The organism is Stenotrophomonas sp. DR822, assembly GCF_019793815.1.
In the GTDB taxonomy this organism is placed as follows: Bacteria; Pseudomonadota; Gammaproteobacteria; order Xanthomonadales; family Xanthomonadaceae; genus Stenotrophomonas; species Stenotrophomonas indicatrix.
Genome location: NZ_CP081826.1, coordinates 757096 through 782990, shown reverse-complemented (window position 1 = coordinate 782990; position 25895 = coordinate 757096). Strand labels below are relative to the sequence as shown.

Sequence of the window (25895 nt, the reverse complement as noted above, 5' to 3'; positions counted from 1 at the left end):
GCGACGCCTGTGCCATTGGTCGTATGCGGCTGAATGCGACAAGGAGTAACATCAGTCCCCTTTTCCAAACTGGAACCGACCTGCATGCGTCCTGGTGCGACTACGCGTGACCGCTGGATCTGGATGACGTCGGCGGTGCTGCTGGCCGTTACGGCCGCGCTGGAACTGGTGGTCCCCCTGGGCTACGCGGTGTGGCTGGCCTATTTCATGGCCATCGGCGTCACTGTGTTCCAGCGCAGTGCCCGCGTGCCGTTCGTAGTGGCCGTCAGCGCCTGCGTGCTGCTGGCGGTGGGCTACAACGTGGCGCCGGCCAGCAACAATTCTTCCTTCTCGTTCGTCAACCGGTCGATCGGTGGCGCGGCTTTCCTGATGATCGCACTCATCGCCTCGCGCGCCATCCAGGCGCGGCGCGAGGCGATGCGTGCGCTGTGGCTGCAGGAGGCGGAGAACGCGGTGGCGCTCAGCCTGCGCGGTGAGCTCGGGCCGGAACAGATCGCCGAAGCGGCGGTGTCGACGCTGGCGACCCAACTGGGTGCCGATGTCGGTGCGCTCTACCGGCTGGAAGGCGGACGCCTGCAGCTGACCGGTGGGCTGGCGTTGCCGAACGGCATCCCGGCCACGTTGGGCCTGCAGGAAGGGGTGGCAGGCCAGGTGGCCCGCGACCAGCGGGCGCGGCATCTGCTGGGGGACGAAGCGGCGCCGCTGGAGCTGCAGACCAGCCTCGGGCGCGTACCCGTGCGTGAACGGATCCTCGCCCCGGTCAGCAGCGACGGCGCGATCGTGGGCGTGCTCGAGCTGGGCCGGGCAGCTGTCGGTGAGCAGCGCGCGCTGGATGACGAGCTGCTGCTGCGCTGCGCCGAGACCATCGGCATGGCCCTGCGCACCTCGATGCTGCGCGCACAACTGGTGGTGCTGCTGGAAGAGTCGCAGCGCCAGGGCGAAGAACTGCAGGCACAGCAGGAAGAACTGCGGGTTGCCAACGAGGAACTGGAAGAGCAGAGCCGCAGCCTGATGCAGTCGCAGACGCATCTGGAACAGCAGCAGGCCGAGCTGGAACAGAGCAATGTGCAGCTGGAAGAACGCACCCACGAGCTGGAGGCGCAGAAGCAGGCGCTGCTGGTCGCGCAGGGGCAGCTGGTGCGCAACAGCAATGAACTGGCCGCTACCTCGCGCTACAAGTCCGAGTTCCTGGCCAACATGTCGCACGAGCTGCGCACCCCGCTGAACAGTTCGCTGATCCTGGCCAAGCTGCTGGCCGACAACAAGGACGGCTCGCTCAGCGAGGAGCAGGTCAAGTACGCCCGCGCCATCCTGTCGTCGAACAATGACCTGCTGGCGCTCATCAACGACATCCTGGACCTGTCGCGCATCGAAGCCGGGCACGTCGAACTGGCCGACGAAGTGGTGGTGGTCGACAGCGTACTGCAGCGGCTGCGCGAAACCTTCGAGCCGATGGCGCGGCAGAAGGGCCTGACGCTGCAGATCGAGGCCGATGGCCTGGCCCCCAGCCAACTGGTGGCCGACAGCCAGCGCCTGCAGCAGATCCTGAAGAACCTGTTGGCCAATGCGGTCAAGTTCACCGAGCACGGCAAGGTGAGCCTGCATGTCCGCAACGGCGGCAATGGCCGGATCCGATTCGAAGTGGCCGACAGCGGCATCGGCATTGCACGCGACCAGCTGCAGCTGATTTTCGAAGCGTTCCGCCAGGCCGATGGCAGCACCCGCCGCCGTTACGGTGGCACTGGCCTGGGCCTGTCGATTTCGCGCGACCTTGCGGTGCGCATGGGCGGCGACATCCAGGTGGACAGCGAGCCGGGCCGTGGCAGCTGTTTCATTCTCGAACTGCCGCTGCAGGGGGCGCCGGCGGATGAGAACGCCGCGGATGCCGTTGTGCCCGTGCAGCCGGCCACTGCCGCGACGGTAGTACCGGCTCCGCCTGCACAGCGGTCCAGTGCCGCGCCGGTGGCAGCGGTGGCCGACGACCGTGGGCGCCGCAGCCATGCGGGGCGCTTGATCCTGGCCGTGGAGGACGATGCGGTCTTCGCCGAAGCCCTGGTGACGCTGGCGCACGAGCTTGATTTCGACTGCGTGGTGGCCACCACCGCCGAAGAGGCGCTGGCGCTGGCGGCGGACCTGCGTCCCAACGGCATCCTGCTGGACATCGGCCTGCCCGACGTCTCGGGCCTGACCGTGCTCGAGCGGCTCAAGCGCAACCCCGACACCCGGCACATTCCGGTGCATGTGGTCTCGGGCATGGACCGCGGCCAGGTGGCACGCGAACTGGGCGCGATCGGCTTTGCGATCAAGCCGACCACGCGCGAGCGCCTGGTGGCTGCCATCGAACAGCTTGAACAGACCAGCCAGCGCGACGTACGGCGCCTGCTGATCGTGGAGGACGACAACGATCTGCGCCGCAACCTGGAACTGCTGCTGGGCCGCGATCAGCTGCAGATCGCCGCTGTCGGTACGCTGGCCGCAGCGGTGGAGCAGCTGAGCACGGTCACCTTCGACTGCATGGTGATGGACCTGTCGCTGCCCGACGGCAGTGGCTACGACCTGCTCGAGCACATGGCAGGCAACGACGATGTCGGCTTCCCGCCGGTCATCGTCTATACAGGCCGTGCCCTCAGCCGCGAAGAAGAGCAGCGCCTGCGCCGCTACTCCAAGAGCATCATCATCAAGGGCGCGCGCTCGCCCGAGCGCCTGCTCGACGAGGTGACGCTGTTCCTGCACAGCGTGGAGGCCAACCTGCCCAGCGACCAGCAGCGCCTGCTGCGCGAAGCGCGCCGCCGCGACACCGTGCTCGATGGACGCACCGTACTGCTGGCCGAGGACGACGTGCGCAACATCTTCGCGTTGTCCAGTGTGCTCGAGCCGCTGGGAGTGACGCTGGAGATCGCCCGCAACGGCCAGGAGGCCGTCGACCGCCTGGCCCAGCGCGAGGTGGACCTGGTGCTGATGGACATCATGATGCCGGAGAAGGACGGCCTGCAGGCGATGCGCGAGATCCGCGCGCAGCGCCACCTGCAGGACCTGCCGATCATCGCGCTGACCGCCAAGGCCATGCCCGATGACCGTGAGCGCTGCCTGCAGGCCGGTGCCAACGACTACATCGCCAAGCCCATCGACGTGGACAAGCTGGTATCGCTGTGCCGGGTCTGGTGCTCGCGGCAATGAACGAGCAGGCGCTGTTCGACCTGGAGCTGAAGGTGCTGCTGGAAGCGCTGTACCAGCGCTACCACTACGACTTCCGCAGCTATGCGGTGTCCTCGCTGCGCCGTCGCGTCAGCCAGGCCATGCAGCGCTACGAGTGCGAGCGCCTGTCGGACCTGCAGCATCGGCTGCTGCACGAGCCGGAACTGTTCGCCCAGGCGATGCAGTTCTTCACCGTGCAGGTCTCGGAGATGTTCCGTGACCCGGAGTATTTCCGGCAGATGCGCGAACAGGTGGTACCGGTGCTGCGCACCTACCCCTCGGTGAAGCTGTGGGTGGCCGGCTGCAGTACCGGCGAGGAAGTGTGGTCGCTGGCAATCCTGCTGCACGAGGAAGGCCTGCTTGAGCGCAGCATCGTCTACGCCACCGACATCAACCCCGCTGCACTGGCCTCGGCCGAAGCCGGCGCCTATGGCATCGACCGCCTGGCCCAGTTCAGCCGCAATTATCTTGCCGCCGGCGGCACCGCGTCGCTGTCGGACTATTACAGCACCGCCTACGACGGCGCGGTCTTCGACCGCCAGCTGCGCCGCAACGTGGTGTTTGCCGACCACAGCCTGGCCACCGACACGGTGTTTTCGGAAGTGCACCTGGTCTCGTGCCGCAACGTGCTGATCTATTTCAACCGCGACCTGCAGGATCGGGCGGTGGGGCTGTTCCGCGAAGCCCTGGTGCATCGCGGCTTCCTCGGCCTGGGCAGCAAGGAGTCGCTGCAGTTCGGTCGCCATCACGATGCCTTCGAAGCCTGTTCGCGGGAGCACCGCCTGTACCGGAAGGTGGCCTGATGGCGGCGATGTCCCACCCTGACGTGGTGGTGATCGGCGCATCGGCCGGTGGCGTGGCCGCCCTGCAGATCGTGCTGGGTGCGTTGCCGGCCACGCTGCCGGTGCCGGTGCTGGTGGTGCTGCACCTGCCGCGCGACCGTTCCAGCCGCATCGCCGAGGTGCTGGCGCCGTACTGCACGTTGGCCCTGCGCGAAGCGGAGGACAAGCAGCCCCTGCAGGCCGGAACGGTGACGTTCGCGCCGCCGGACTACCACCTGCTGGTGGAGGACACGCAGGCCATCGCACTGTCGATGGACGAACCGGTGCTGTTCTCGCGGCCGGCCATCGATCCGCTGTTCGAATCGGCCGCGGCCGCGTTCGGCAGGGGTGTGCTGGCGATCCTGCTGACCGGTGCCAGCAGCGATGGCAGCGATGGCGTGGCCGCCGTGCGCGCCGCTGGCGGCCAGGCCTGGTTGCAATGCCCCGAGGAGGCCGAGGCATCGATGATGCCGGCCTCTGCCCTGCAGCATGCCGGCGCCGACGCCGTGCTGCCCCTTGAACTGATGTGCCGCCGCCTGAAGGAGTTGTTTGCATGAACCTGCTGCCGCCGGACCCTGCCCAGTCGCAGGCGCCGGTCAACCTGCTGATCGTCGATGACGTGCCGCAGAACCTGGTGGCCATGCAGGCGCTGCTGCGCCGCGAGGGCGTCAACCTGTTGCTGGCGGACTCTGGCGCGCAGGCGCTGGAGCTGCTGCTGGAGCATGAGGTGGCGCTGGCGCTGCTGGACGTGCACATGCCGGAGATCGACGGTTTCATGCTGGCCGAGCTGATGCGTGGCTCGCAGCGCAGCCGTGATGTGCCGATCATCTTCCTGACCGCCTCGCCGGATGATCCGCTGCGGGTGTTCAAGGGCTACGAGACCGGCGCGGTGGATTTCCTGCACAAGCCGGTCGCACCGCAGGTGATCCTCAGCAAGGTCAATGTGTTCATCGAGCTCTACCAGCAGCGGCAGCTGCTGAAGGTGCGCAACGAAGCGCTGGAGCGCGCGTTGAAGCTCAACGAGACCATGGCCGCGGTGCTCACCCACGACCTGCGCACGCCGCTGTCGGCCATCCTGCTGTGTGCCGACAAGTTGTCGCTGGAACTGCCGGACGACAATGCCGGTGCGCAGCAGACACTGAGCTACCTGGAAGCCAGCACGCTGCGGATGGCACGCATGGTCGAGCAGCTGCTGGACTTCTCGCGGATCCGCAGCGGTGGCCTGCGCCTGCAGAGCAGCGTCTGTGACCTGGCCGAGGTGACGCGTGCGGTGCTGGTCGAGGCCGGTGCCGGCCATCGAAGCGATCGGATCGCGCTGGACGTCCGTGGCGATTCGAGCCTGCAGGGCGACATGGATCGCCTTGGGCAGATCGTCGCCAACCTGGTCGGCAACGCACTCACCCACGGCGCTGACGCGACGGTGCAGGTGCAGGTCGATGGTGGCGATGCGCGGGTGGTCGCGCTGCGCGTGCGCAACACAGGCCATGTCGATGAGGCATTGCTGCCGCGCCTGTTCGAACCCTTCAAGGCCAGCTTCCACCAGAGCAACGGGCTCGGGCTGGGGCTGTACATCGTGGACCAGTTCGTGCGTGCCCATGGTGGCCAGTTGAGCGCGCGCAACGAAGCAGGGCACGTGGTGTTGGAGGCGCTGCTGCCTCGCCGTTCCGATTTGCGCAGTCCGGCGGTTTCCTGAATTCTTCAGCTGGCGCGTGAGCGAACTGAGACGGGCTCGTCCGCAACTGCTACCGTGGCACCACTCTTGCAAAGGAAGCCCCATGCCACTGCGTGCCATCGCCTATGTCAGCCAGGCCAAGCCGGATCTGTCTGCCGCACGTCTGCAGACCCTGGTCGATGACGCCGCGCGCTTCAACAAGATGGCAGGGGTGACGGGCGTGCTGCTGCATGACGGCGAGCGCTTCCTGCAGTACATCGAAGGCCCGCCGGATGGCATCGATTCGGTCTATGAGCGCATCCTGCAGGCCGGCAGCCACGTCGACATCGTCGAGCTGGCGCGTGGCCGGCTGGGCCAGCGCCAGTTTCCGTACTGGGCAATGCGCGGGCTGCCGGTCGATGCCGCGCTGCTGCGCAAGCTCTCCGCAGGCGACTGGTCGGGATTCGCCCGCTCGGTGAACGGTGACAGCGCCGTGCTTACGGCGGTGGATATGTTGGCCGAGGTCGTGCGGCCGGTGCTCAGCGCGGGCTGACCGCTAGCGCTGCGGCGCGCAGTACGCTGCGTGCAGTGCCTGCAGCACCCCCAGCGCCGGACCCTCCAGCAGCCGATAGTGCAGTGACTGTGCCTGCCGCCGCGTTGCCACTACATCCAGATTGCGCAGCACGGCCAGATGCTGTGACAGCGCCGACGCGCTCAGGCCCGTCAGGGCCTGCAGTTCCGGCACCGGTGCTTCACCCTCCACCAGACGACACAACACGCGCAGTCGCGCCGGGTGTGCCAGCGATTTCAGCAGCGCAGCCGCCTGCGCGGCATGCGCGGCCATCGCGGCACTGTCGGTGCTGATGTGGGGCATGGCTTGACCCGGTAGTTCAGAAGGGTCTAATTTAGATTAATCTAAATTGAAGGGCAAGCCGATGCGCGTGACGCAGAGGGGCAGGGCATGAACCTGCCATGGGCGGCAATGGCGGGCGGCGGCCTGATCGGTGCCTCGGCGGTGATGCTGCTGGCCACGCTCGGTCGGGTGGCGGGCATCAGCGGTATCGCTGCCGGCGCCGCGGCCGCACCGCGTGGGGATCGTGGTTGGCGCTGGGCCTTCCTGTTCGGATTGATGTTGGCGGCGGCAGCGGTGCTGAGCTGGCAGGCGGGTGCAGGACAACCACCGCGCGCCTTGCTGCGTGACGCGTTGCCGGCCTGGCAGTTGATCGGCGCCGGCGTCCTGGTGGGCCTGGGTACGCGGCTGGGCAACGGCTGCACCAGCGGCCACGGTGTCTGTGGCCTCGCCCGTGGATCGCGGCGATCGCTGGTGGCGGTGCTGGTATTCATGGCCTGCGCGATGCTCACCACGTTCCTGCTACGTCACGGCGGAGGCCTGGCATGAGCCGCAGGTTGTGGGCGGCAGGTGTGGCCGGCGGCCTGTTCGGTGCCGGCCTCGCGCTGGCCGGCATGACCGACCCGCGTCGCGTGCTGGGGTTCCTTGATGTGGCTGGCGACTTCGATCCCACGCTGGCCTGGGTGCTGGCGTCGGCGCTGCTGGTCAGCGCACTGGGTCACTTCTGGCTGCGGCGGCGGCAGCGGCCATGCTGCGCCGAACGTTTCGAGCTGCCGACGACGCAGGCTGTCGACACGCGGTTGCTGCTGGGCGCGGCGCTGTTCGGCATCGGCTGGGGCTGGGTCGGCTATTGCCCGGGGCCGGCGCTGGCCGCGTTGGCGGTGGGCGCGCGCGAAGCCCTGTGGTTCGTGCCAGCAATGGCCGCCGGTTTCTGGCTGCATGATCGCTGGCTGCGCTGAGGTTTCACGTCCGTCTCACCATCGCGGGGTTGAGATCATCCTTCCCGGGGAACGGAGGACGATATGGCACGGATGAAATGGAAAGGCGGCGCGTTGCTGGCGGCGGCACTGGCGACGACGGCAACGCCGGCGATGGCGTGCACGCGCGCGGTGTATCTGGGCGACAACGGCGATGTCATCACCGCCCGCTCGATGGACTGGAAAGTGGACGTGGCCACCAATCTCTACGTGTTGCCGCGAGGCATCGCGCGCACCGGAAAGGCGGGGCCGGGGTCGATCGCCTGGACTGCACGCTACGGCAGCGTAGTGGCCACCGGCTATGACATTTCCACCACCGATGGCATGAACGAGAAGGGCCTGGTCGCCAACCTGCTGTGGCTGGTCGAGTCGGAGTACCCGGCCCAGCGCAGCGGAAAGCCCGGCCTGTCCATCTCATTGTGGGCGCAGTATGTTCTGGACAATTTCGCCACGGTGGAAGAAGCGGTGACCGCCCTGCAGCGCGAGCCGTACGCGATCGTCACCGACAAGGTGCCGGGCGAGGACCGCCAGGCGACGCTGCATCTGTCGCTGTCCGACGCCACCGGTGACAGCGCGATCGTCGAGTACATCGGCGGGCGCCAGGTGATCCACCACGATCGGCGCTACCAGGTGATGACCAATTCGCCGATCTTCGACCAGCAGTTGGCGTTGAACAGCTACTGGCAGCAGATCGGTGGCACGGTGATGCTGCCGGGCACCAACCGTTCGGCCGACCGCTTCGCGCGCGCGTCGTTCTACATCAACGCGATTCCGAAAGCGGAAGATCCGGTGGAGGCGCTGGCCAGTGTGTTCAGCGTGATCCGCAACGTGTCGGTACCATTTGGCATCACCACGCCGGGCGAGCCCAACATCTCGTCCACCCGCTGGCGCACGGTCGCCGACCACAAGCGGCGCCTGTATTTCTTCGAGTCGGCACTGACGCCCAACACCTTCTGGGTCGACCTGACCAGGGTCGATTTCGGCGGCAAGGTGCTCAAGCTTGATCTCGGCCGTGACCAGCGCAATACGTTTGCCGGGGATGCGCTGCAGCACTTCGTGCCCAGCGCGCCCTTCACCTTCCTGGGCGTGGAGGGGTAGCGCGAGGCCGCATCCCGCGCGTGGGTCCGGTACACCGCCAGCACGTCGTGGCCGCGCTGGGCAATGCGCGGCGTGCTGGCACGAAGGTCGCCGGTGCCCGGCATCGTTGCGGGCCGGCAGTGGCACGCGCACACTGGACAAATGGGCGCCATCTTCCATCTACGGCACTACGGTCAGGCCACCGGCCTGGATCGCCACGGCTATGCGCAGTGGGTGCTGCCGCTGCAGGGTGAGCTGCAGTTCGAGATGGAGGGCAGGGGCGGCCGTCTTGACCTGCTGCGGGGCGCATTCGTGGCCGCCGGCGAGGCGCACGACCAGATGGCCGAGGGTCCCAACGGTTTCGTGATTGTCGACTGCGGGCCGGGCGTGCTCGATGACGCGACCCAGGAGCACCTGTGCCGGCAGCGCTGGCTGCATCTCCCGCTGTCGCTGCGGCAGCGGCTTGCCCAGGTGCAGACGGGCCGGCCTGTGCCAGCGCTGCTACCGGAACTGCTGCGGGTCTTCGCGCCTGCCGGTAGTGGTGCGCGCCTGCAGGGCCTGTGCGCTGCGGTCGAGGCGATGCCGGGGCATGCGTGGTCGGTAGCGCGCATGGCTGCCTTTGTCGGCATCAGCGAAAGCCGCCTGCATGCGGTGTTCCGGCGTGAGTTCGGGCTCAGCCCGCAGGCCTGGCTCAGTGCCAGCCGCCTGCGCTGGGCCAAGCACCAGTTGCGGGTCAGCCCGGCATCGATCAGCGATATCGCACTGGCCGCAGGGTATTCCGAGCAGAGTGCACTGACCCGTGCGCTGCGCCGCGAATGCGGGCAGACGCCGGCGGCATGGCGGCGAGCCACACCCAACGCTGCGGAAGCGAACCGGCAGTAGCCTCGGTCAAGACCGGCCGGCAAGGGGCCGCTTACACTGCGCGGCCCGTTCTTGCTGTGAACCTGCAATGCGCAACAACCCGATTGCCCTGGGCATCGCCAATGGCATCGCCGCCGGTGCGCTGTGGGGCGTGGTCTTCCTCGCGCCCGCCGTGTTGGGCACGTTCAATGCCCTGCAGCTTTCCGCCGGCCGCTACTTGGTCTATGGCCTGATCGCCGTGGTCCTGCTGCTGCCGCGCTGGAAGCGGCTGGCGCCGAAGCTCGGTCGCGCCGAGTGGATCGGCCTGTTGTGGCTGAGCCTGGCCGGCAACCTGGTGTACTTCCTGCTGTTGGCCACGGCGGTGCAGTGGGCCGGTGGCGCCGCTGCTTCGTTGATTGTCGGCCTGATTCCGGTCGTGGTCACCCTGGTGGGCGTGCGCGAGCAGGGTGCGGTGCCGTTGAAGCAGCTGCTGCCGGCGCTGGCGCTGTGCGTGCTCGGTGTGGCGATGGTCGGCTGGGAGGCGCTGATGTCCGAGCATATGGGTACGCCCTGGCGGCAACGCCTGATCGGCCTGCTGTGCGCGTTCGGTGCGTTGTTCTCGTGGGCGCTGTATTCCATCGGCAACAGCCGCTGGCTGTCGCGGCGGCCCGACCTTTCCAGCCACGACTGGTCACTGCTGACCGGCGTCACCACCGGCGGGTTGTCGCTGCTGCTGGTGCCGATGGCGTTCAGTGGACACAACCAGGCGCATACGGCGGCGCAATGGGGTGGGTTCTGGGCCATCAGCGCAGGCGTGGCGGTGGTCGCCTCGATCCTCGGCAATGCGTTCTGGAACCGGGCCAGTCGCCTGCTGCCGCTGACCCTGACCGGACAGATGATCGTGTTCGAGACCCTGTTCGCACTGCTGTACGCCTTCGCCTGGCAGCGGCGCTGGCCCAGCCTGCTGGAACTGCTGGCGATCGTGCTGCTGGTGGGCGGGGTGCTGTTGTGCGCGCATGCGCATCGCACACCGCGCGCAATAACCGAACATGTCGGCTGAATCGACGCACTGAGGGCGACGATCACCTTTTGGTCTCAGTTGCAACCAAATGCCGGCACGTTGGCCGATGATCGCCGCAAGGAAATATTGCGCCGCAACACTTGACAGCGGCCATCGCGGCGGTGTTTTCTGTACGCCATGGTCCTTGATGCCGCCAACGCCCGCCTGATCGCCCCCGCTACCGCGGGCCGTTCGACTGCGCCGGTCGCCATCACCACCACCATTACCACCACCACCGTCACCACTGCCCTGGTGCGGCCCGTCGTCTTCGTGTAACTCCCGAAAACAACGGCCCCGCACCATCCAGGTGACGGGGAAACTCGACCACCTGCATGCGACGGGGCCTCCAACCGAGGTCTGCATGTCTTCCATCGCCCCCGCCCATTCGCCTGCCGCGTCCGCACTGGCCGCGCCGTCCACTGTCGTGCACAAGTTCGGCGGCACCTCGGTGGCCGACGCCGAGCGCTATCGCCATGTCGCCGGCCTGCTGCTGGCCCGCCCCGAGTCGTTGCAGGTCAGCGTGGTCTCGGCCATGAAGGGGGTTACCGATGCGCTGATCGAACTGGCACACCTGGCAGCCCAGGGCGATGCCGGCTGGCAGGAGGCGTGGCATGCGCTGCGCGCGCGGCATCGGGGTGCCGCGGTAGCGCTGCTGGGTGAGCAGGTGGGCGATACGGTGGACTGGATCGATGCACGCTTCGACCAGTTGGCCGAGGTGCTGGCCGCGCTGGCGGTGATCGGCGAGCTGCCACGCGAAGTGCTCGACCGCGTGCAGGGCCTGGGCGAAGTGTTCTCCGCACAGTTGCTTGGCACCCACCTGCGCGCGCTGGGCGAGGACTGCGCGGTGCTGGATGCACGCGATGTGCTGGTGGTCGGCCACGGCGAACTGGGCGTGGATGTCGACTGGGATGCCAGTGCGGAGCGCCTTGCCGCGTGGCGGCTGCAGCACCCGCAGCCGCGCGTGGTCGCCACCGGTTTCGTCGCCCGCGATCGCCAGGACCGCGTCACCACGCTGGGCCGCAACGGCAGTGACTACTCCGGCGCGATCTTCGCCGCCCTGTTCGCCGCCGATGAGCTGCATATCTGGACCGACGTCGACGGCGTGCTGTCGGCCGACCCGCGGCTGGTGCCGGAGGCCGTGCAACTGCACGCGCTGAGCTACGACGAGGCCTGCGAACTGGCCTATTTCGGGGCGAAAGTGGTGCATCCGCAGACGATGTCACCGGCGATCCGGCTGGGCCTGCCGATCTTCATCCGCAATACCTTCCAGCCCAGCCATCCGGGTACGCGGATCAGCGCCGAGCGCTCGCCACGTGGCCCGGTGAAAGGGCTGACGCTGAGCACGGATCTGGCCCTGCTGAACCTGGAAGGCACCGGCCTGATCGGTGTGCCGGGTACCGCCGAACGGGTGTTCGCCGCGCTGCGCCAGGCACAGGTCTCGGTGGTGATGATTTCGCAGGGCTCTTCCGAACATTCGATCTGCTGTGTTGTCCGCGCAGGCGAAGCGGCGCGCGGTCGCGATGCCGTGGTGCAGGCGTTCTCGCACGAACTGGCTGCCGGCCAGGTGCAGCGGGTGCAGGTCAGCGAGGGCGTCAGCGTGCTGGCCGCTGTGGGCGATGGCATGGCGGGCCAGCCGGGTGTGGCCGCACGGCTGTTCGAATCGCTGGGCCGGGCGCAGGTGAACATCCTGGCGATCGCGCAGGGGTCTTCCGAACGCAACATCTCGGTGGCGGTGGCAAGCGCCGATGCGACCCGCGCGCTGCGTGCCGCGCATGCCGGGTTCTGGCTGTCGCCGCAGACGTTCGCGGTGGGGGTGATCGGTCCGGGCAATGTTGGCGCTGCGTTGCTGGATCAGCTGCTGGCGGCGCGCCCGCAGTTGCTGGCCAAGGCCAATGTCGATCTGCGCCTGCGCGCGCTTGCATCCCGCTCGCGCATGCGCTTGGAGGCCGACGGCTTGCATGAAGACTGGCGCCAGGCGCTGCAGGACGCCAGCCAGGCCAGCGATCTGGACCACTTCACCGAGCACCTGCTGGCCGCGCATCTGCCGCACGCGGTGGTGATCGACTGCAGTGGCAGTGCAGAGGTTGCCGAGCGCTATGAAGGCTGGCTGGCCGCCGGCATACACGTGGTCACCCCGAACAAGCAGGCTGGCGCCGGCCCGCTGGCACGCTACCAGCGCATCCGCGCGGCGGCGGCCACCAGTGGTGCGCGCTTCCGCTACGAGGCTACGGTGGGTGCCGGCCTGCCGGTGATCACCACGCTGCGTGACCTGGTGGATACCGGAGACGAAGTACTGGCGATCGAAGGCATCTTCTCCGGCACGCTGGCCTGGCTGTTCAATCGTTTTGACGGCAGCCAGCCGTTCTCGGCACTGGTCGCGCAGGCGCGCTCGATGGGTTACACCGAGCCGGATCCGCGCGACGATCTGTCCGGCGTGGATGTTGCGCGCAAGCTGGTGATCCTGGCCCGCGAGGCCGGTCACGCGCTCAGCCTGGAGCAGGTGCAGGTGGAGAGCCTGGTGCCGGCGTTGCTGCGCGAAGGAAGCGTGGACGATTTCATGGCCCGCCTGGGTGCCTCCGATGAGGCGCTGCTGGCCCGGCTGCACGATGCCCGCCAGCGCGGTGCGGTGCTGCGCTATGTCGCGCGGCTGGGGCCGGATGGCGCGTCGGTCGGGCTGCAGGAGCTGCCGGCCGACCACGCGTTCGCCAACCTGCGGCTGACCGACAACGTGGTGCAGTTCCGTACCCGCCGCTACTGCGACAACCCGCTGGTGGTGCAGGGCCCGGGCGCGGGCCCGGAAGTCACCGCGGCCGGCGTGTTCGCCGATCTGCTGCGGGTGGCGGCCGGCGAAGGAGCGCGGCTGTGATCGCACGCGCTTTCGCACCCGCATCGGTGGCCAACGTGGCGGTCGGCTTCGACATCCTCGGCCACGCCATCGCCGGTATCGGCGATACGGTGAGCGTGCGCCGCATCGACGAACCATTGGTGCGCATCGATACGATCCGTGGCAGTGCGGTCGAACTGCCGCTGGATGCGCCAGGCAATACAGCAGGGGCCGCGCTGATCGCACTGCGTGCAGCGCTGGGGCTGGGCTTCGGTTTTGCCATCGAGATCGACAAGGGCATTCCGTTCGGCTCCGGCATGGGCGGATCGGCGGCCTCCTGCGTGGCAGCGCTGGTGGCAGCCAATGCACTGCTGGACATGCCGCTGTCGCGCGAAGCGCTGTATCCGTTCGCACTGGATGGCGAAGCCGTGGCCAGCGGTGGCCGCCATGGTGACAACGTCGGCCCGCTGCTGCTGGGCGGCGTGGCGCTGTGCACGGCTGATCGCCTGGTGCCGATTCCGGTACCGGCCAGCTGGCACAGCCTGCTGGTGCATCCGCATGCGGTGCTGGAGACCCGGCGGGCACGACAGGCGCTGCAGGGCAGCTATGCGCTGGGCGAATTCGTCGCCCAGAGTTCCAACCTGGCGCTGGTGTTGAGCGGTTGCCATCGCAGCGATGCCTCGCTGGTGCGCGCCGGCCTGCGCGATGTGCTGGTGGAACCGCGGCGGGCGGGCCTGATCGGGGGCTTCGACGCGGCACGCGATGCTGCACTGGCCGCCGGCGCAATGGGCGCGGGCATTTCCGGCGCCGGGCCCAGCGTCTTTGCCTGGTTTGAAGATGCCGACCAGGCGCGCGCGGCAGCGCAGCCGGTGCGTGCGGCGTTTGCCGCTGCCGGCTTCGACAGTGATGCCTGGATCTCGCCGCTGGATGCACCCGGAGCCTGCTTGTGCTGAATCCTTCCTCCCTACCGGATATCGACCTCATGCAATTCGTTTCGACCCGCGGCCAGTCGCCGGCCGTTGGACTCAGTGCGGCCATCGCCGCCGGCCTTGCCCCCGATGGCGGCCTGTACGTACCGGAGGTGCTGCCGGCGCCGCGCGCCCTGCAGGCTGGCGTCAGCCTGGCCGATACCGCAGCTGACCTGCTCGCACCTTTCTTCGAAGGTGATGTGCTGGCCGAGGCCTTGCCATCGATCTGCCGTGAAGCCTTCGATTTCCCCGTGCCATTGCGCGCGCTGCGCAACAGCGGTGACCATGTGCTGGAGCTGTTCCATGGGCCGACGGCGGCGTTCAAGGATATCGGTGCGCGCTTCCTCGCCGGTGTGCTGTCGCGGCTGCAGACCGGCAAGGGGCGCGATCTGACCATCGTCGTGGCGACTTCCGGTGACACCGGCGCAGCCGTAGCGGCGGCCTTCCATCGGCAGCCCGGTGTACGCGTGGTGGTGCTGTATCCCGATGGGCGGGTGTCGCCGCGACAGGCGCACCAGCTCGGCTGCTTTGGCGACAACATCCAGGCGCTGCGGGTGGCCGGTTCGTTCGACGATTGCCAGGCGATGGTGAAGCAGGCGCTGGCGGACCGCGATCTGCAGGCACAGGTGCCGCTGAGCTCCGCCAACAGCATCAGCCTGGGCCGGTTGCTGCCGCAGATGAGCTATTACGCGCACGCGGCGTTGGGCCTCCATGCGCAGCATCAGCGGCGCTTGAACCTGGTGGTGCCGACCGGCAACCTCGGCAATGCGATGGCGGCGGTGCTGGCGCGCGCGCTTGGCGTGCCGATCGGGCAGATCGTGCTGGCCACCAACGCCAACGCGGTGCTGCCGCGCTATTTCAGTGGCGACCCGTACCAGCCAGCGGCCAGCGTTGCGACCGTGGCCAACGCCATGGATGTCGGCGCGCCCAGTAACTTCGAGCGGCTGCGCTGGCTGTACCAGGGCGACGATGCCGAACTGCGGGCGGCGTTCCGCGCCTTCGCAGTGGATGACGTGACCATCCGCGCGACCATCGCCAGCGCCCATGCCAGCGACGGTGAACTGTTCTGCCCGCACACGGCCACGGCGGTGAAGGTGCTGCAGGATCTGCGCGCCGGTGGCGCCAAGGGTGACTGGGCGGTGGTTGCTACCGCGCACCCGGCGAAGTTCGAGGCGGTGGTGGAACCGTTGATCGGCGAAGCAGTGGCGGTGCCGCCGGCCTTGGATGCATTGCTGCAGCGTCCGGCGCACGCCGAGCCAGTGGCGGCGGACTACGCGGCATTGCGTGAGGTGTTGTTGCGTTGATGGAGGCGCCTGCGTGGTTGCCGGCCAGCGGCCGGCACTACCAGAAGCACGCATCACGGGTAGTGCCGGCCGCTGGCCGGCAATCCGACACCAATCGGGCGCTCAGCCCAGCACGTCACCGGCCAGCGTGCGCAGGCCATCCTCGTCGAGGATCTCAACCACGTTCAGATGGGGCAGGGCGATCAACCCCTGCTGGCGCAGCTTGGTGAAGGTGCGGCTGACCGTCTCCATCGTCAGGCCCAGATGATCGGCGATGTCGCCGCGGCCCATCGGCAGGGAGACGCGCAGGCCATCCCCGCCCAGCTTGGCCTCGCGCGCGGCCAGGCGAAGCAGGAAATCAGCGAGTTTCTCCGCCGGTTGCAGGCGTGCCAGCGCCAGCGCGGCATCCTGTGCGGCGTCCAGCTCCTGGCAGGCGCGCTGCAGCAGCTTGCGCTCCAGGTGCGGATAGCGGGCGCGCAGGCCCTTCATCTGCGGCAGGGCAACGCGGCACACGCGGCTGTCGGCGATGGCCTCGATGTCGTAGCGATGGTGGTCGCTGCCGCTCAGGCCCAGGTAATCGCCAGGCAGCACGAAGCCATTGATCTGGCGACGGCCATCGGCAAGCGTGCGCACCAGCCGCAGCGCGCCACCGGTCAATGTATAGACATGCTGGCGCTCTTCGCCGCTGCGGGCGAGGGTGCTGCCCATCGGCACCTGCTGCGACACGGTCACCTGTTCCAGCGCCTGCACCTCATCGGGCGACAGCGCAGAGCACACCGCCAGGTGGCGTACCGAGCAGTGCAGGCAGTCCAGCGTGGCGCAGGACGGCGCGGCGGGGTCGTTGGTGGCGGGCGGAGCGCCGGAAGGCCGGGACATGTTGCGTGGGCGTATCGCGGGCGGGGGAGGGCTTTATGATACTTCAAGCGGCCGTTGGACCCCTTATCTGCGGCTGAGCGATGCGGGGCGCTAGAATGTCGCCCCCTCCCACGTCCCCGATTCCGCAGGAGCTCCGCCCGTGATCAAGCCCCGTACCCCGCCCGGCACCCTTGAACTGCTGCCGCGCGAGCAGATTGCGTTCCAGCGCATGCTGGACGTCATCCGCCGCAACTACGAGCGCTTCGGGTTCCTGCCGGTGGAGACGCCGGTGTTCGAGCTGTCCGATGTGCTGCTGACCAAGTCCGGCGGCGAAACCGAGCGCCAGGTGTATTTCGTGCAGTCCACCGGCGCGCTGGCCAACGCCGCTGAATCCGGTGATCGTTCGCTGCCGGAGATGGCGCTGCGCTTCGACCTGACCGTGCCGCTGGCGCGTTACGTGGCCGAACACGAACACGAGCTGACCTTCCCGTTCCGCCGTTACCAGATGCAGCGCGTGTACCGCGGCGAGCGCGCCCAGCGCGGCCGCTTCCGCGAGTTCTACCAGTGCGACATCGACGTGATCGGCAAGGACAGCCTGAGCGTGCGTTACGACGCCGAAGTGCTGGCGGTCATCCATGCGGTGTTCGCCGAACTGCGCATCGGTGACTTCAGCATCCAGTTGAACAACCGCAAGCTGCTGCGCGGCTTCTTCGAAAGCCTGGGCGTGGCCGAGGGCGAACGCCAGCTGGCAGTGCTGCGCGAAGTGGACAAGCTGGACAAGCGTGGCCCCGACTACGTGCGCGAGACGCTGGTGGGCGAGGGCTTCGGCATTCCGGCCGAACAGGTCGAGAAGATCCTGGCCTTCGTCGCCGTGCGTTCGCAGGGGCATGCCGATGCGCTGGCACAGTTGGCCGCGCTGGAAGACGGTGCGGGTTCCTCGGAGATCCTGCGTGCCGGCGTGGCCGAGCTGCGCGAAGTACTGCAGCTGGTGCAGGCACTGGGCGTGCCGGAAAGCGCGTACTGCCTGAACTTCTCCATTGCACGTGGCCTGGATTACTACACCGGCACGGTGTATGAGACCACGCTGACCGACCACCCGCAGATCGGGTCGATCTGTTCCGGTGGCCGTTATGAAGACCTGGCCAGCCACTACAGCAAGTCCAAGCTGCCGGGCGTGGGCATTTCCATCGGCCTGTCGCGCCTGTTCTGGCAGCTGCGCGAAGCTGGCCTGATCGAGGGCATCGAGGCCAGCAGCGTGCAGGCGCTGGTGGCGCTGATGGACGAGCAGGGCATGCCGCAGTCGCTGGACATCGCCCGCCGCCTGCGCGCCGGCGGCATCAACACCGAAGTGCAGATGGAGCTGAAGAAGATCGGCAAGCAGTTCCAGTACGCGGCCAAGGCCGGTATCCGTTTCGTGGTGCTGGCTGGCGAAGACGAGCTGGCGCGCGGCGTGGTGGCGGTGAAGGACCTGCTGCGCGAGCAGCAGTTCGAAGTCTCCCGTGATGAACTGGCCAGCACCCTGCAGGTGGAACTGGAGCAGTCGCGGGTCATGCCGTGACGCGTGCCGCTGCAGGAACACTGATGCTGTTCCTGCTGGCGGCATGCCAGAGCGATCCGGCGTTGCGCAGCACCCGGATCGGCCCTGCGTATTACCAGTTGGTGGCTGATCGCTGCCATGTGATGGATCGAGCGCAGCTTGAGCAGGATCTGCAGGCCCTTGCCGAGCGGGCGTGCCCGGGCCGGGCAGGGGCGCTGCAGAACCTGCAGTCCCATCCCAGCCGGCAGGGCAGCCTGTTCGGTGAATGCCTGCGGCGCGGCGCGCTGCAGGCAGAGGTCCGCTGCCTGCCCTGATCGATGCCCTGTCCATTGCCGCATCCGAACGCCCACCGCCCGGTGGGCGTTTTCGTTTCCGCCGCCCGGTTCAGGGGTCAGATCCGTTTTCCCCTGGAAAACGGATCTGACCCCATGGCCTCACGGTTTGACGCGGCTCGCAAGAATGCGTTAATGTACTAACACGCTATTACATTGATGCAAGAGCCCCGCCCGTGAAAGTCCGCCCCGACATCGCCGCCAAAGACCCGCAAGCCGATCTGGACGCCCTGGCCCAGGCCTTTGCCGCGCTGCGCGAGCCGGAGCAGGTAGTCGCCTTCCTGCGTGACCTGTGCACGCCGGCCGAGCTGGAAGCCATGGCTGACCGCTGGAAGGTGGTGCCGCTGCTGCAGCAGGGCGTGCCCTACCGTGAGATCCACGAGCGCACCGGCGTCAGCGTGACCACCACCGGACGGGTGGCACGCACGCTCGAGCATGGCCATCGAGGCTATGCCGCCGCTGTCGACCGCCTTGCTTCGCGCTGATCCGCGCCCCGTTCCAGACTTCGAGACTTCCCCCATGAGTGCAACCCAGGCAGCGCCGGCGCGAGACCGGCTGCGTATCGCCATCCAGAAGAGTGGCCGGCTGGCCGAGCCCGCCCGCAACCTGCTCAGTGCCTGTGGCCTGAGCTGGCGCGAGAGCCGCGACAAGTTGTTCTGCTACGGCGAATCACTGCCGGTGGACCTGCTGCTGGTGCGCGACGACGACATTCCCGGCCTGATCGCCGATGGCGTCTGCGACCTGGGCATCGTCGGCCGCAATGAACTGGACGAACAGGCGGCCGCGCGTCGCCAGATCGGCCTGGCCGATGCCTACCAGGCATTGCGGGGGCTGGGCTTTGGCCAGTGCCGCTTGATGCTGGCGGTGCCGGAAGACTGGCAATGGCAGGGGCCGGCACAACTGGCCGGTACCCGCATCGCCACCAGCTACCCGGCCATCCTCAAGCAGTGGCTGGCCGCGCAGGGCGTGGACGCACAGGTGGTGGAACTGTCCGGATCGGTGGAGATCGCGCCGCGCCTGGGCACCGCCGACCTGATCTGCGACCTGGTCTCCAGCGGCGCCACGCTGCGTGCCAACCAGCTCACCCCGGTGCACAACCTGCTCGACAGCGAAGCCGTGCTGGCCGGTGCGGTACGCGTTCCCGATGATGCGCGCGGCGCGCTGCGCAGCATGCTGCTGCGCCGCCTGGACGGTGTGGTGCAGCGGCAGGACCGCAAGCTGCTGATGTTCCGCGCCAGCGAGGACCGCGTCGACGCGTTGTCGCAGCTGCTGGCCGATGCCGAACCGTTGGTGCGTTTGCCTGCCGATGGCGGTGCATTGCGCCTGCAGACCATGTGCCCCGGTCCTTTGACCTGGCAGCGCATGGAAGAGCTGGAGCGCGCCGGCGCCCAGGGCCTGATGGTACTGAGCGTGGAGCGGTCGCTGGCATGAATCGTCTGATCTGGTCGCAACTTGACGAGGCCGCACGCAGCGCGGCGCTGACCCGCCCGGTGCAGACCGTGGCGCAGCAGACCCGTGATGCGGTGGCCGCGCTGATCGCGCAGGTGCGCACGCAGGGCGACGCCGCGCTGCGCGCGATCACCGCGCGCTTCGATGGCGTGGATCTGCAGGATTTCGAAGTTTCCGCAGCCGAGTTCGCAGCTGCCGATGCCGCGGTGCCGGCCGAGCTGCGCCAGGCCATGGTGGAAGCGGCCGAACGCATCACCCGCTTCCACGCGGCCGGCATGGGCCAGGGCTATACGGTGGAAACCGCGCCGGGCGTGGTCTGCGAGCGCATGCTGCGGCCGATCGGCCGGGTTGGCCTGTACGTGCCGGCCGGTAGTGCGCCACTGCCGTCCACCGCGCTGATGCTGGGCGTGCCGGCGCAGTTGGCCGCTTGCCCACAGGTGGTGCTGTGCACCCCGCCGCGTGCCGACGGTACGGCCGATCCGGCGGTGCTGGTGGCCGCGCGCCTGACCGGTGTGCAACGCGTGTTCAAGCTGGGTGGTGCGCAGGCGATCGCGGCGATGGCCTATGGCACCGAAAGCATCCCGGCCAGCGACAAGCTGTTCGGGCCGGGCAACAGTTTCGTCACCGAGGCCAAGCAGCAGGTGGCACAGGACGGTGCCGCCGCCATCGACATGCCGGCCGGTCCCTCGGAAGTGCTGGTGATCGCCGATGCCGGTGCCAACGCTGCATTCGTTGCCGCCGACCTGCTGTCGCAGGCCGAGCACGGCCCGGATTCGCAGGTGCTGCTGCTGACCGATGACGCGGCGATGCTGGCCGCCGTCGAGGCCGAAGTTGAACGCCAGGTGGCCCTGCTGCCGCGGCAGGACATCGCCCGCCAGGCGCTGTCGGCATCGCAGTTGGTCCAGGTGGAATCGCTGGCCGATGCGTTTGCGATCAGCAACCGCTACGCCCCGGAACACCTGATCCTGGCCCTGCGCGAACCGCGCGCGTGGCTGGACCAGGTGCAGGCGGCCGGTTCGGTGTTCCTCGGCGACTACACGCCGGAAGCACTGGGTGACTACTGCAGCGGCACCAACCACGTGCTGCCCACCGCCGGTGCCGCGCGCGCCTACAGTGGCGTCAGTGTGGCCAGCTTCCAGAACCTGATCAGCGTACAGAGCGCGACCGCCGCTGGCCTGGCCGCGATCGGTGGCTGCGCGCGCATCATCGCCAGCGCCGAAGGACTGGATGCACACGAACGTGCGGTGGCACTGCGCATGGAGGTGGCCGCATGAGCGCGGACATTGACGGCGTGCTGGCACTGGTACGGCCGGACCTGCAGGCCTTTGCCGGCTACAGTTCGGCACGCAGCAGCGCGGTGCAGGGCGAGGTGTGGTTGAACGCAAACGAATCGGCGTGGGCCAACCCGGCCGACGCCACGGGGGGCTGCCGCCGCTACCCGGAGCCGCAGCCGGCTGCGCTGCGTGATGCGCTGGCGTCGCTGTACGGCGTGCAGCCGCAACAGCTGCTGGTAGGCCGTGGCAGCGACGAGGCGATCGATCTGCTGGTGCGCGCCCTGTGCGCGCCGGGCCGCGATGGCGTGCTGGTGACGCCGCCGGTATTCGGCATGTACGCAGTCTGTGCGCGGTTGCAGGGTGCGCCGTTGATCGAGGTGCCGCTGATTGACGATGGCGACGGCCTGCGCACGGACCTGGATGCGGTGATTGCCGCTGCGAAGGGGCAGGGCGCCAAGCTCGTTTTCCTGTGTGCGCCATCCAATCCTGCCGGCAGCGATATCCCGCTGGCGGAGATCGAGCGCGTGGCCCTTGCCCTGCGCGGGCAGGCGCTGGTGGTGGTGGACGAGGCCTATGTCGAGTACGCGCAGCGCGCTTCGGCGACCACGTTGCTTGCCGCGCATGCCAACCTGGCGGTGCTGCGCACGTTGTCCAAGGCGCACGCACTGGCCGCCGCGCGTGTCGGCACCTTGATCGCCGCGCCGGAGCTGATTGCCGTGCTGCGCCGCTGCCAGGCGCCGTACCCGGTGCCGACGCCGTGCGCCGAGCTGGCCGTGCAGGCGCTGCAGCCGGCCGCGCTTGCGCGCACCGCTGAGCGGGTAGCCACGGTCATCACCGAGCGCGAGCGCCTGCACCACGGCCTGCAGGGCCTGCCTGGCATCGGCCGGGTATACGCCTCGGCCGGCAACTACCTGCTGGTCCGCTTTGCCGATGCGCAGGCGGCGTTCGACGCGCTGCTTGCTGCCGGCGTGGTGGTGCGCGACCAGCGCGCCGCACCGCAGCTGGGCGACGCACTGCGTATCAGCATCGGCAGCCCCGAAGAGAACGACCGCGTGCTTGCGGCCCTGTCGGCGCGGAGGGCCGCGGCATGACGCCGATCCTGTTCATTGACCGCGACGGCACCCTCATCGAGGAGCCGGCGGATTTCCAGATCGACGCCTACGAGAAGCTGCGCTTCGTGCCGCAGGTGATCCCGGCGCTGCTGAAGCTGCGCGATGCCGGCTACCAGTTCGTGATCGTCACCAACCAGGACGGTCTGGGCAGCGAGCGCTACCCGCGCGCCAGCTTCGATGGCCCCAATGACCTGATGCTGCAGATCTTCGAAAGCCAGGGCATCGTCTTCCGTGACGTGCTGGTCGACTGCAGCTGGCCGCACGACAACGCGCCGACGCGCAAGCCGGGCATCGGCCTGATGACGGCCTACCTGCAGGACCGCAGCATCGACTGGGCGCGCTCGGGCATGGTGGGCGACCGCATCACCGACCTGCAGTTCGCCGACAACCTCAACATCCGTGGTTTCCAGCTGCGCACCGAACAGTTCGGCGGCGAGTGGGACTGGCCGGGCATCGCCCACGCACTGGCCGATGCACCACGCACGGCGGTGGTCCAGCGCAATACCAAGGAGACGAAGATCCGCGTCGAACTGGATCTGGACCGTGCCGGTGATGCGCACATCCACACCGGCCTGCCGTTCTTCGACCACATGCTGGAACAGATCGGCAAGCACGGCGGTTTCGCCCTGGACATCCGCGCCGAGGGCGACCTGCACATCGACGAACACCACACCATCGAAGACACCGGCCTTGCACTGGGCCAGGCCCTGCGCGAGGCGCTGGGCGACAAGCGCGGCATCGGCCGTTACGGCTTCACCCTGCCGATGGATGAAACCCTGGCCAGTGCTGCGCTGGACTTCAGCGGCCGCCCATATTTCGTATTCGAAGGCGAGTTCAAGCGCGAGCGCGTGGGCGACATGCCGACCGAGCTGGTCCCGCACTTCTTCCGTTCGCTGTGCGATGCCAGCGGGCTGAACCTCAACCTGCAGGTGCGTGGCGACAACGACCACCACAAGGTTGAAGCCTGCTTCAAGGCCCTGGCACGTGCACTGCGGCCGGCACTGGCGCGGCAGGGCACCGCCTTGCCGACCACCAAGGGGGCGCTGTGAGCGAGGTCGTGCTGATCGATGCCGGCGGTGCCAATCTGGGTTCGGTGCGCTACGCATTGGAACGGCTCGGTGCGACGGTGAAGCTGGTCCGCGATGCCGAAGGCCTGGCCGGCGCGCAACGGGTGATCCTGCCCGGCGTCGGCGCGGCCGGCCCCGGCATGCAGCGCCTGCATGCGCAGGGCCTGGTCGAGCCGTTGCGCCAGCTGCAGGTGCCCTTGATGGGCATCTGCCTGGGCATGCAGCTGTTGTTTGACCGCTCCGAAGAGGCCGGCGTGGATACGCTGGGATTGATCCCCGGCGTGGTGCGCAAGCTGGTGCCGGCCTGTGGCATCCGCGTGCCGCACATGGGCTGGAACCGGCTGCTGCCGCTGCGCCCGTCGCTGCTGCTGCAGGGGGTTCCCGAGCGCGCCAGTGCGTACTTCGTGCACAGCTATGCCGCGCCGCTGAACAGCCATACCGTTGCCGCCTGTGATCACGGCGGCCTGTTCACCGCCTTGGTCGAGCAGGGCCGCTACTTCGGCGCCCAGTTCCATCCCGAGCGGTCCGGCGATACCGGTTCGCTGATGCTGCGCAATTTCCTCGAGGGCACCGCTGCATGAGTTTCATCGTCTACCCCGCACTGGATATCCGCGACGGCCGCGTCGTGCGGCTGCGTCAGGGCGACTACGCGCAGGAAACCCACTATGGCGACGACCCGCTGCCGCGTGCGCAGGCGTTCGCCACGCAGGGCGCACAGTGGATGCACCTGGTCGATCTGGATGCCGCACGTGCCGGTGGCTACACGTTGGCGCCGCTGTTGGCCGCGATCCGTGCGCAGACCCCGCTGCAGGTGCAGACCGGTGGCGGCGTGCGTGGCCGTGACGACGTGGCACGCATCCTCGATGCGGGTGCCAGCCGCGTGGTGATCGGCTCACTGGCGGTGCGCGAGCCGGCGCAGGTGATCGGCTGGCTGGGCGAGTTCGGCCCGGAGCGGCTGACCATCGCCCTCGATGCACGGCAGGACGCGCAAGGGCAATGGCAGCTGCCGGTGCATGGCTGGACCGAGAACGCGGGGGTGACCCTGGATGCGCTGGCCGAGCGCTATGCACAGGCCGGCATGCGTCACCTGTTGTGCACCGACATCGCCCGCGATGGCATGCTGGCCGGGCCCAACATCAGCCTGTACCAGCACCTCGCAGCGTTGCTGCCGGGCGTGGCGGTGCAGGCGTCGGGCGGCATCCGCGATGTGGCCGACGTGGCTGCGGCACAGGCCGCCGGTTGTGGTGGCGCGATCCTCGGCAAGGCATTGCTGGAACAGCGCATGGACTTGGCGGAGGCGCTGGCATGCTGAGCCGCCGCATCATTCCGTGCCTGGACGTGCGCGATGGCCGCGTGGTCAAGGGCGTGCGTTTCCGCGATCACGTCGACATGGGGGACATCGCCGAACTGGCGCAGCGCTATCGCGACCAGGGTGCCGACGAGCTGGTGTTCTATGACATCGGCGCCAGCCCGGAGGCGCGGTCGGTGGACGTGGCCTGGATCGAGCGCATCGCGCGCCTGATCGATATCCCGTTCTGCGTGGCCGGCGGCATCGACAGCGTCGAGACCGCGCGTCGCGTGCTGTTCGCCGGCGCGGACAAGATTTCGATCAATTCACCCGCGCTGGGCCGCCCGGAACTGATCACCGAACTGGCCGAAGAATTCGGCGTGCAGTGCGTGGTGGTCGGTGTCGACTCGGTACGCGAGGACGATGGCCAGTGGCGCGTGCGCCGTTTCAGCGGCGACCCGGACAGAACCCAGGCAGTGCCGCTGCGCACGCTGGACTGGATCGTCGAGGCGCAGCGCCGGGGTGCCGGCGAGATCGTGCTGAACTGCATGGACAGCGATGGCGTGCGCCGTGGCTATGACGTCGAGCAGCTGCGCCAGGCACGTGCGCTGTGCCAGGTGCCCCTCATCGCATCGGGCGGTGCGGGTACGATGGAGCACTTCGCCCAGGCCTTTGACCAGGCCGACGTTGACGGTGCGCTGGCGGCCAGCGTATTCCACAGTGGCGCCATCGCCATTGCCGACTTGAAGCGCTACCTGCGCGAGCAGCAGATCGAGGTGCGGGATGTCTATTGATGTGCGGCCGTCGCCGCAGGCGCTGGAAACGCTGGACTGGGACAAGGGCGATGGGCTGCTGCCGGCCGTTGTGCAGGACGCCGATACCCTGCAGGTGCTGATGCTGGGTTACGTCAGCGCCGAGTCGCTGGCAGCGACGCTGGCCATCGGCCACATGACCTTCTTCAGCCGCAGCAAGCAGCGTCTTTGGACCAAGGGCGAGCAGTCCGGCAATGTGCTGGCGGTGCAGTCGATCAGCGTCGATTGCGATGCCGATACGCTGCTGGTGCTGGCGCGCCCGGCAGGCCCGACCTGCCACACCGGCGCGGAAAGCTGCTTCGATGGCGCGCCGAAGGACTTCCTCGGCGGCCTGGACCAGCTGGTGGCCGTGCGCGAGGCACTGCGCCCCTCCGGCAGCTATACAACGTCCCTGTTCGAAGGTGGCATCCGCCGCATCGCGCAGAAGGTGGGCGAGGAAGGCGTGGAGACGGCGCTGGCCGCGGTGGCGCAGGACGATGAGGCCTTCCTGGGCGAGGCGTCGGACCTGCTGTACCACCTGCTGGTGCTGCTGCGCGCGCGCGGGCTGTCGCTGGAAGATGCCCGCGACGTGCTGGAAAAGCGCCATCGTTAGAGGTGCGGTAGTGCCGGCCGCTGGCCGGCAA

Annotated in this window: 27 protein-coding genes; 25 read left to right on the top strand and 2 right to left on the bottom strand. The window is 68.2% G+C overall.

The genetic code is table 11. The annotated features are described in order from the left end of the window. Positions 1-84: 84 nt before the first annotated feature. The 5 genes from K5K93_RS03550 to K5K93_RS03530 all read left to right on the top strand — a co-directional run bounded on the left by K5K93_RS03550 (position 85) and on the right by K5K93_RS03530 (position 6220). On the top strand, positions 85-3177 hold the full coding sequence (locus K5K93_RS03550; protein ID WP_222389807.1) for a response regulator: 3093 nt from the start codon (positions 85-87) through the stop codon (positions 3175-3177). Further along, positions 3174-3998, top strand: coding sequence for a CheR family methyltransferase (locus tag K5K93_RS03545; RefSeq protein ID WP_093819712.1), 825 nt, complete (start codon positions 3174-3176; stop codon positions 3996-3998). The genes K5K93_RS03550 and K5K93_RS03545 overlap by 4 nt, the downstream gene beginning before the upstream one ends. Next, complete coding sequence (locus K5K93_RS03540; RefSeq protein ID WP_093819710.1) at positions 3998-4573, top strand: chemotaxis protein CheB; 576 nt, start codon at positions 3998-4000, stop codon at positions 4571-4573. Before K5K93_RS03545 ends, K5K93_RS03540 begins: the two co-directional genes overlap by 1 nt. After that, entirely contained in the window at positions 4570-5709 is a 1140-nt protein-coding gene (locus K5K93_RS03535) for a hybrid sensor histidine kinase/response regulator (RefSeq protein WP_222389806.1), read from the top strand. The genes K5K93_RS03540 and K5K93_RS03535 overlap by 4 nt, the downstream gene beginning before the upstream one ends. Positions 5710-5791: 82 nt before the next feature. After that, on the top strand, positions 5792-6220 hold the full coding sequence (locus tag K5K93_RS03530; RefSeq protein WP_222389804.1) for a BLUF domain-containing protein: 429 nt from the start codon (positions 5792-5794) through the stop codon (positions 6218-6220). Positions 6221-6223: 3 nt separating this feature from the next. Here the strand turns inward: K5K93_RS03530 and K5K93_RS03525 are convergent, their stop codons facing one another. Beyond that, positions 6224-6541 (bottom strand): metalloregulator ArsR/SmtB family transcription factor, encoded by a 318-nt coding sequence (locus K5K93_RS03525; RefSeq protein WP_093819705.1) that lies wholly within the window; start codon positions 6539-6541, stop codon positions 6224-6226. Between the two features lie 87 nt (positions 6542-6628). Between K5K93_RS03525 and K5K93_RS03520 the strand changes: the two genes are divergently transcribed. The 9 genes from K5K93_RS03520 (at position 6629) to thrC (ending at position 15567) form a co-directional block, all read left to right on the top strand. Continuing rightward, positions 6629-7066 (top strand): YeeE/YedE family protein, encoded by a 438-nt coding sequence (locus K5K93_RS03520; protein WP_093819703.1) that lies wholly within the window; start codon positions 6629-6631, stop codon positions 7064-7066. Next, on the top strand, positions 7063-7476 hold the full coding sequence (locus K5K93_RS03515) for a DUF6691 family protein (RefSeq protein WP_093819701.1): 414 nt from the start codon (positions 7063-7065) through the stop codon (positions 7474-7476). Before K5K93_RS03520 ends, K5K93_RS03515 begins: the two co-directional genes overlap by 4 nt. A gap of 63 nt (positions 7477-7539) precedes the next feature. Beyond that, the gene (locus K5K93_RS03510) at positions 7540-8592 is read left to right on the top strand and encodes a linear amide C-N hydrolase (RefSeq protein ID WP_222389803.1); all 1053 of its coding nucleotides are present in this window, start codon (positions 7540-7542) and stop codon (positions 8590-8592) included. 141 nt (positions 8593-8733) lie between these two features. After that, positions 8734-9453, top strand: coding sequence for an AraC family transcriptional regulator (locus tag K5K93_RS03505; RefSeq protein WP_222389802.1), 720 nt, complete (start codon positions 8734-8736; stop codon positions 9451-9453). A 67-nt stretch (positions 9454-9520) separates the two neighbouring features. Continuing rightward, entirely contained in the window at positions 9521-10471 is a 951-nt protein-coding gene (locus K5K93_RS03500) for a DMT family transporter (protein ID WP_222389800.1), read from the top strand. Between the two features lie 138 nt (positions 10472-10609). Beyond that, positions 10610-10747: a hypothetical protein gene (locus tag K5K93_RS03495; protein WP_164745120.1), complete on the top strand. Its 138-nt coding sequence runs from the start codon at positions 10610-10612 to the stop codon at positions 10745-10747. 85 nt (positions 10748-10832) lie between these two features. Beyond that, a complete protein-coding gene (gene thrA / locus K5K93_RS03490) occupies positions 10833-13337 on the top strand; it encodes a bifunctional aspartate kinase/homoserine dehydrogenase I (RefSeq protein ID WP_222389799.1) in 2505 nt (834 codons plus the stop codon). Beyond that, a complete protein-coding gene (locus K5K93_RS03485) occupies positions 13334-14248 on the top strand; it encodes a homoserine kinase (protein ID WP_222389798.1) in 915 nt (304 codons plus the stop codon). The genes thrA and K5K93_RS03485 overlap by 4 nt, the downstream gene beginning before the upstream one ends. A gap of 29 nt (positions 14249-14277) precedes the next feature. Further along, positions 14278-15567, top strand: coding sequence for a threonine synthase (thrC, locus tag K5K93_RS03480; protein WP_222389797.1), 1290 nt, complete (start codon positions 14278-14280; stop codon positions 15565-15567). A 102-nt stretch (positions 15568-15669) separates the two neighbouring features. Here thrC and K5K93_RS03475 read toward each other — a convergent pair whose 3' ends face one another. Then, positions 15670-16422 carry a helix-turn-helix domain-containing protein gene (locus K5K93_RS03475; RefSeq protein ID WP_222389796.1) on the bottom strand — a complete coding sequence of 251 codons (753 nt, stop codon included), beginning with the start codon at positions 16420-16422 and terminating at the stop codon, positions 15670-15672. A gap of 139 nt (positions 16423-16561) precedes the next feature. Between K5K93_RS03475 and hisS the strand changes: the two genes are divergently transcribed. From hisS to hisIE, 11 genes are all read left to right on the top strand, one after another. Beyond that, positions 16562-17959: a histidine--tRNA ligase gene (gene hisS, locus K5K93_RS03470; RefSeq protein WP_222389794.1), complete on the top strand. Its 1398-nt coding sequence runs from the start codon at positions 16562-16564 to the stop codon at positions 17957-17959. 23 nt (positions 17960-17982) lie between these two features. Then, positions 17983-18252: a hypothetical protein gene (locus K5K93_RS03465; protein ID WP_222389792.1), complete on the top strand. Its 270-nt coding sequence runs from the start codon at positions 17983-17985 to the stop codon at positions 18250-18252. A gap of 194 nt (positions 18253-18446) precedes the next feature. Continuing rightward, a complete protein-coding gene (locus tag K5K93_RS03460) occupies positions 18447-18755 on the top strand; it encodes a YerC/YecD family TrpR-related protein (protein WP_108266359.1) in 309 nt (102 codons plus the stop codon). Between the two features lie 34 nt (positions 18756-18789). After that, positions 18790-19701 (top strand): ATP phosphoribosyltransferase, encoded by a 912-nt coding sequence (hisG, locus tag K5K93_RS03455; RefSeq protein ID WP_033830971.1) that lies wholly within the window; start codon positions 18790-18792, stop codon positions 19699-19701. Further along, on the top strand, positions 19698-20993 hold the full coding sequence (gene hisD, locus K5K93_RS03450) for a histidinol dehydrogenase (protein WP_222389790.1): 1296 nt from the start codon (positions 19698-19700) through the stop codon (positions 20991-20993). The genes hisG and hisD overlap by 4 nt, the downstream gene beginning before the upstream one ends. Next, on the top strand, positions 20990-22084 hold the full coding sequence (hisC, locus tag K5K93_RS03445; RefSeq protein ID WP_222389789.1) for a histidinol-phosphate transaminase: 1095 nt from the start codon (positions 20990-20992) through the stop codon (positions 22082-22084). The genes hisD and hisC overlap by 4 nt, the downstream gene beginning before the upstream one ends. Then, complete coding sequence (gene hisB / locus K5K93_RS03440; RefSeq protein ID WP_059064075.1) at positions 22081-23154, top strand: bifunctional histidinol-phosphatase/imidazoleglycerol-phosphate dehydratase HisB; 1074 nt, start codon at positions 22081-22083, stop codon at positions 23152-23154. The genes hisC and hisB overlap by 4 nt, the downstream gene beginning before the upstream one ends. After that, positions 23151-23753, top strand: a complete 603-nt coding sequence (hisH, locus tag K5K93_RS03435) for an imidazole glycerol phosphate synthase subunit HisH (protein ID WP_222389788.1) — start codon at positions 23151-23153, stop codon at positions 23751-23753. The genes hisB and hisH overlap by 4 nt, the downstream gene beginning before the upstream one ends. Further along, on the top strand, positions 23750-24484 hold the full coding sequence (gene hisA / locus K5K93_RS03430; RefSeq protein WP_032975531.1) for a 1-(5-phosphoribosyl)-5-[(5-phosphoribosylamino)methylideneamino]imidazole-4-carboxamide isomerase: 735 nt from the start codon (positions 23750-23752) through the stop codon (positions 24482-24484). Before hisH ends, hisA begins: the two co-directional genes overlap by 4 nt. After that, positions 24478-25254, top strand: a complete 777-nt coding sequence (gene hisF / locus K5K93_RS03425) for an imidazole glycerol phosphate synthase subunit HisF (protein ID WP_222389787.1) — start codon at positions 24478-24480, stop codon at positions 25252-25254. The genes hisA and hisF overlap by 7 nt, the downstream gene beginning before the upstream one ends. Next, positions 25244-25864 carry a bifunctional phosphoribosyl-AMP cyclohydrolase/phosphoribosyl-ATP diphosphatase HisIE gene (hisIE, locus tag K5K93_RS03420; protein ID WP_222389786.1) on the top strand — a complete coding sequence of 207 codons (621 nt, stop codon included), beginning with the start codon at positions 25244-25246 and terminating at the stop codon, positions 25862-25864. The genes hisF and hisIE overlap by 11 nt, the downstream gene beginning before the upstream one ends. The last annotated feature ends 31 nt before the right edge of the window (positions 25865-25895 follow it).

Bases quoted from the DNA above. Each gene is read 5' to 3' on its own strand.
- K5K93_RS03550 (WP_222389807.1), top strand. From the start codon at position 85: ATGCGTCCTGGTGCGACTACGCGTGACCGCTGGATCTGGATGACGTCG.
- K5K93_RS03545 (WP_093819712.1), top strand. From the start codon at position 3,174: ATGAACGAGCAGGCGCTGTTCGACCTGGAGCTGAAGGTGCTGCTGGAA.
- K5K93_RS03540 (WP_093819710.1), top strand. From the start codon at position 3,998: ATGGCGGCGATGTCCCACCCTGACGTGGTGGTGATCGGCGCATCGGCC.
- K5K93_RS03535 (WP_222389806.1), top strand. From the start codon at position 4,570: ATGAACCTGCTGCCGCCGGACCCTGCCCAGTCGCAGGCGCCGGTCAAC.
- K5K93_RS03530 (WP_222389804.1), top strand. From the start codon at position 5,792: ATGCCACTGCGTGCCATCGCCTATGTCAGCCAGGCCAAGCCGGATCTG.
- K5K93_RS03525 (WP_093819705.1), bottom strand. From the start codon at position 6,541: ATGCCCCACATCAGCACCGACAGTGCCGCGATGGCCGCGCATGCCGCG.
- K5K93_RS03520 (WP_093819703.1), top strand. From the start codon at position 6,629: ATGAACCTGCCATGGGCGGCAATGGCGGGCGGCGGCCTGATCGGTGCC.
- K5K93_RS03515 (WP_093819701.1), top strand. From the start codon at position 7,063: ATGAGCCGCAGGTTGTGGGCGGCAGGTGTGGCCGGCGGCCTGTTCGGT.
- K5K93_RS03510 (WP_222389803.1), top strand. From the start codon at position 7,540: ATGGCACGGATGAAATGGAAAGGCGGCGCGTTGCTGGCGGCGGCACTG.
- K5K93_RS03505 (WP_222389802.1), top strand. From the start codon at position 8,734: ATGGGCGCCATCTTCCATCTACGGCACTACGGTCAGGCCACCGGCCTG.
- K5K93_RS03500 (WP_222389800.1), top strand. From the start codon at position 9,521: ATGCGCAACAACCCGATTGCCCTGGGCATCGCCAATGGCATCGCCGCC.
- K5K93_RS03495 (WP_164745120.1), top strand. From the start codon at position 10,610: ATGGTCCTTGATGCCGCCAACGCCCGCCTGATCGCCCCCGCTACCGCG.
- thrA (WP_222389799.1), top strand. From the start codon at position 10,833: ATGTCTTCCATCGCCCCCGCCCATTCGCCTGCCGCGTCCGCACTGGCC.
- thrC (WP_222389797.1), top strand. From the start codon at position 14,278: ATGCAATTCGTTTCGACCCGCGGCCAGTCGCCGGCCGTTGGACTCAGT.
- K5K93_RS03475 (WP_222389796.1), bottom strand. From the start codon at position 16,422: ATGTCCCGGCCTTCCGGCGCTCCGCCCGCCACCAACGACCCCGCCGCG.
- K5K93_RS03465 (WP_222389792.1), top strand. From the start codon at position 17,983: ATGCTGTTCCTGCTGGCGGCATGCCAGAGCGATCCGGCGTTGCGCAGC.
- hisG (WP_033830971.1), top strand. From the start codon at position 18,790: ATGAGTGCAACCCAGGCAGCGCCGGCGCGAGACCGGCTGCGTATCGCC.
- hisD (WP_222389790.1), top strand. From the start codon at position 19,698: ATGAATCGTCTGATCTGGTCGCAACTTGACGAGGCCGCACGCAGCGCG.
- hisC (WP_222389789.1), top strand. From the start codon at position 20,990: ATGAGCGCGGACATTGACGGCGTGCTGGCACTGGTACGGCCGGACCTG.
- hisB (WP_059064075.1), top strand. From the start codon at position 22,081: ATGACGCCGATCCTGTTCATTGACCGCGACGGCACCCTCATCGAGGAG.
- hisA (WP_032975531.1), top strand. From the start codon at position 23,750: ATGAGTTTCATCGTCTACCCCGCACTGGATATCCGCGACGGCCGCGTC.
- hisF (WP_222389787.1), top strand. From the start codon at position 24,478: ATGCTGAGCCGCCGCATCATTCCGTGCCTGGACGTGCGCGATGGCCGC.
- hisIE (WP_222389786.1), top strand. From the start codon at position 25,244: ATGTCTATTGATGTGCGGCCGTCGCCGCAGGCGCTGGAAACGCTGGAC.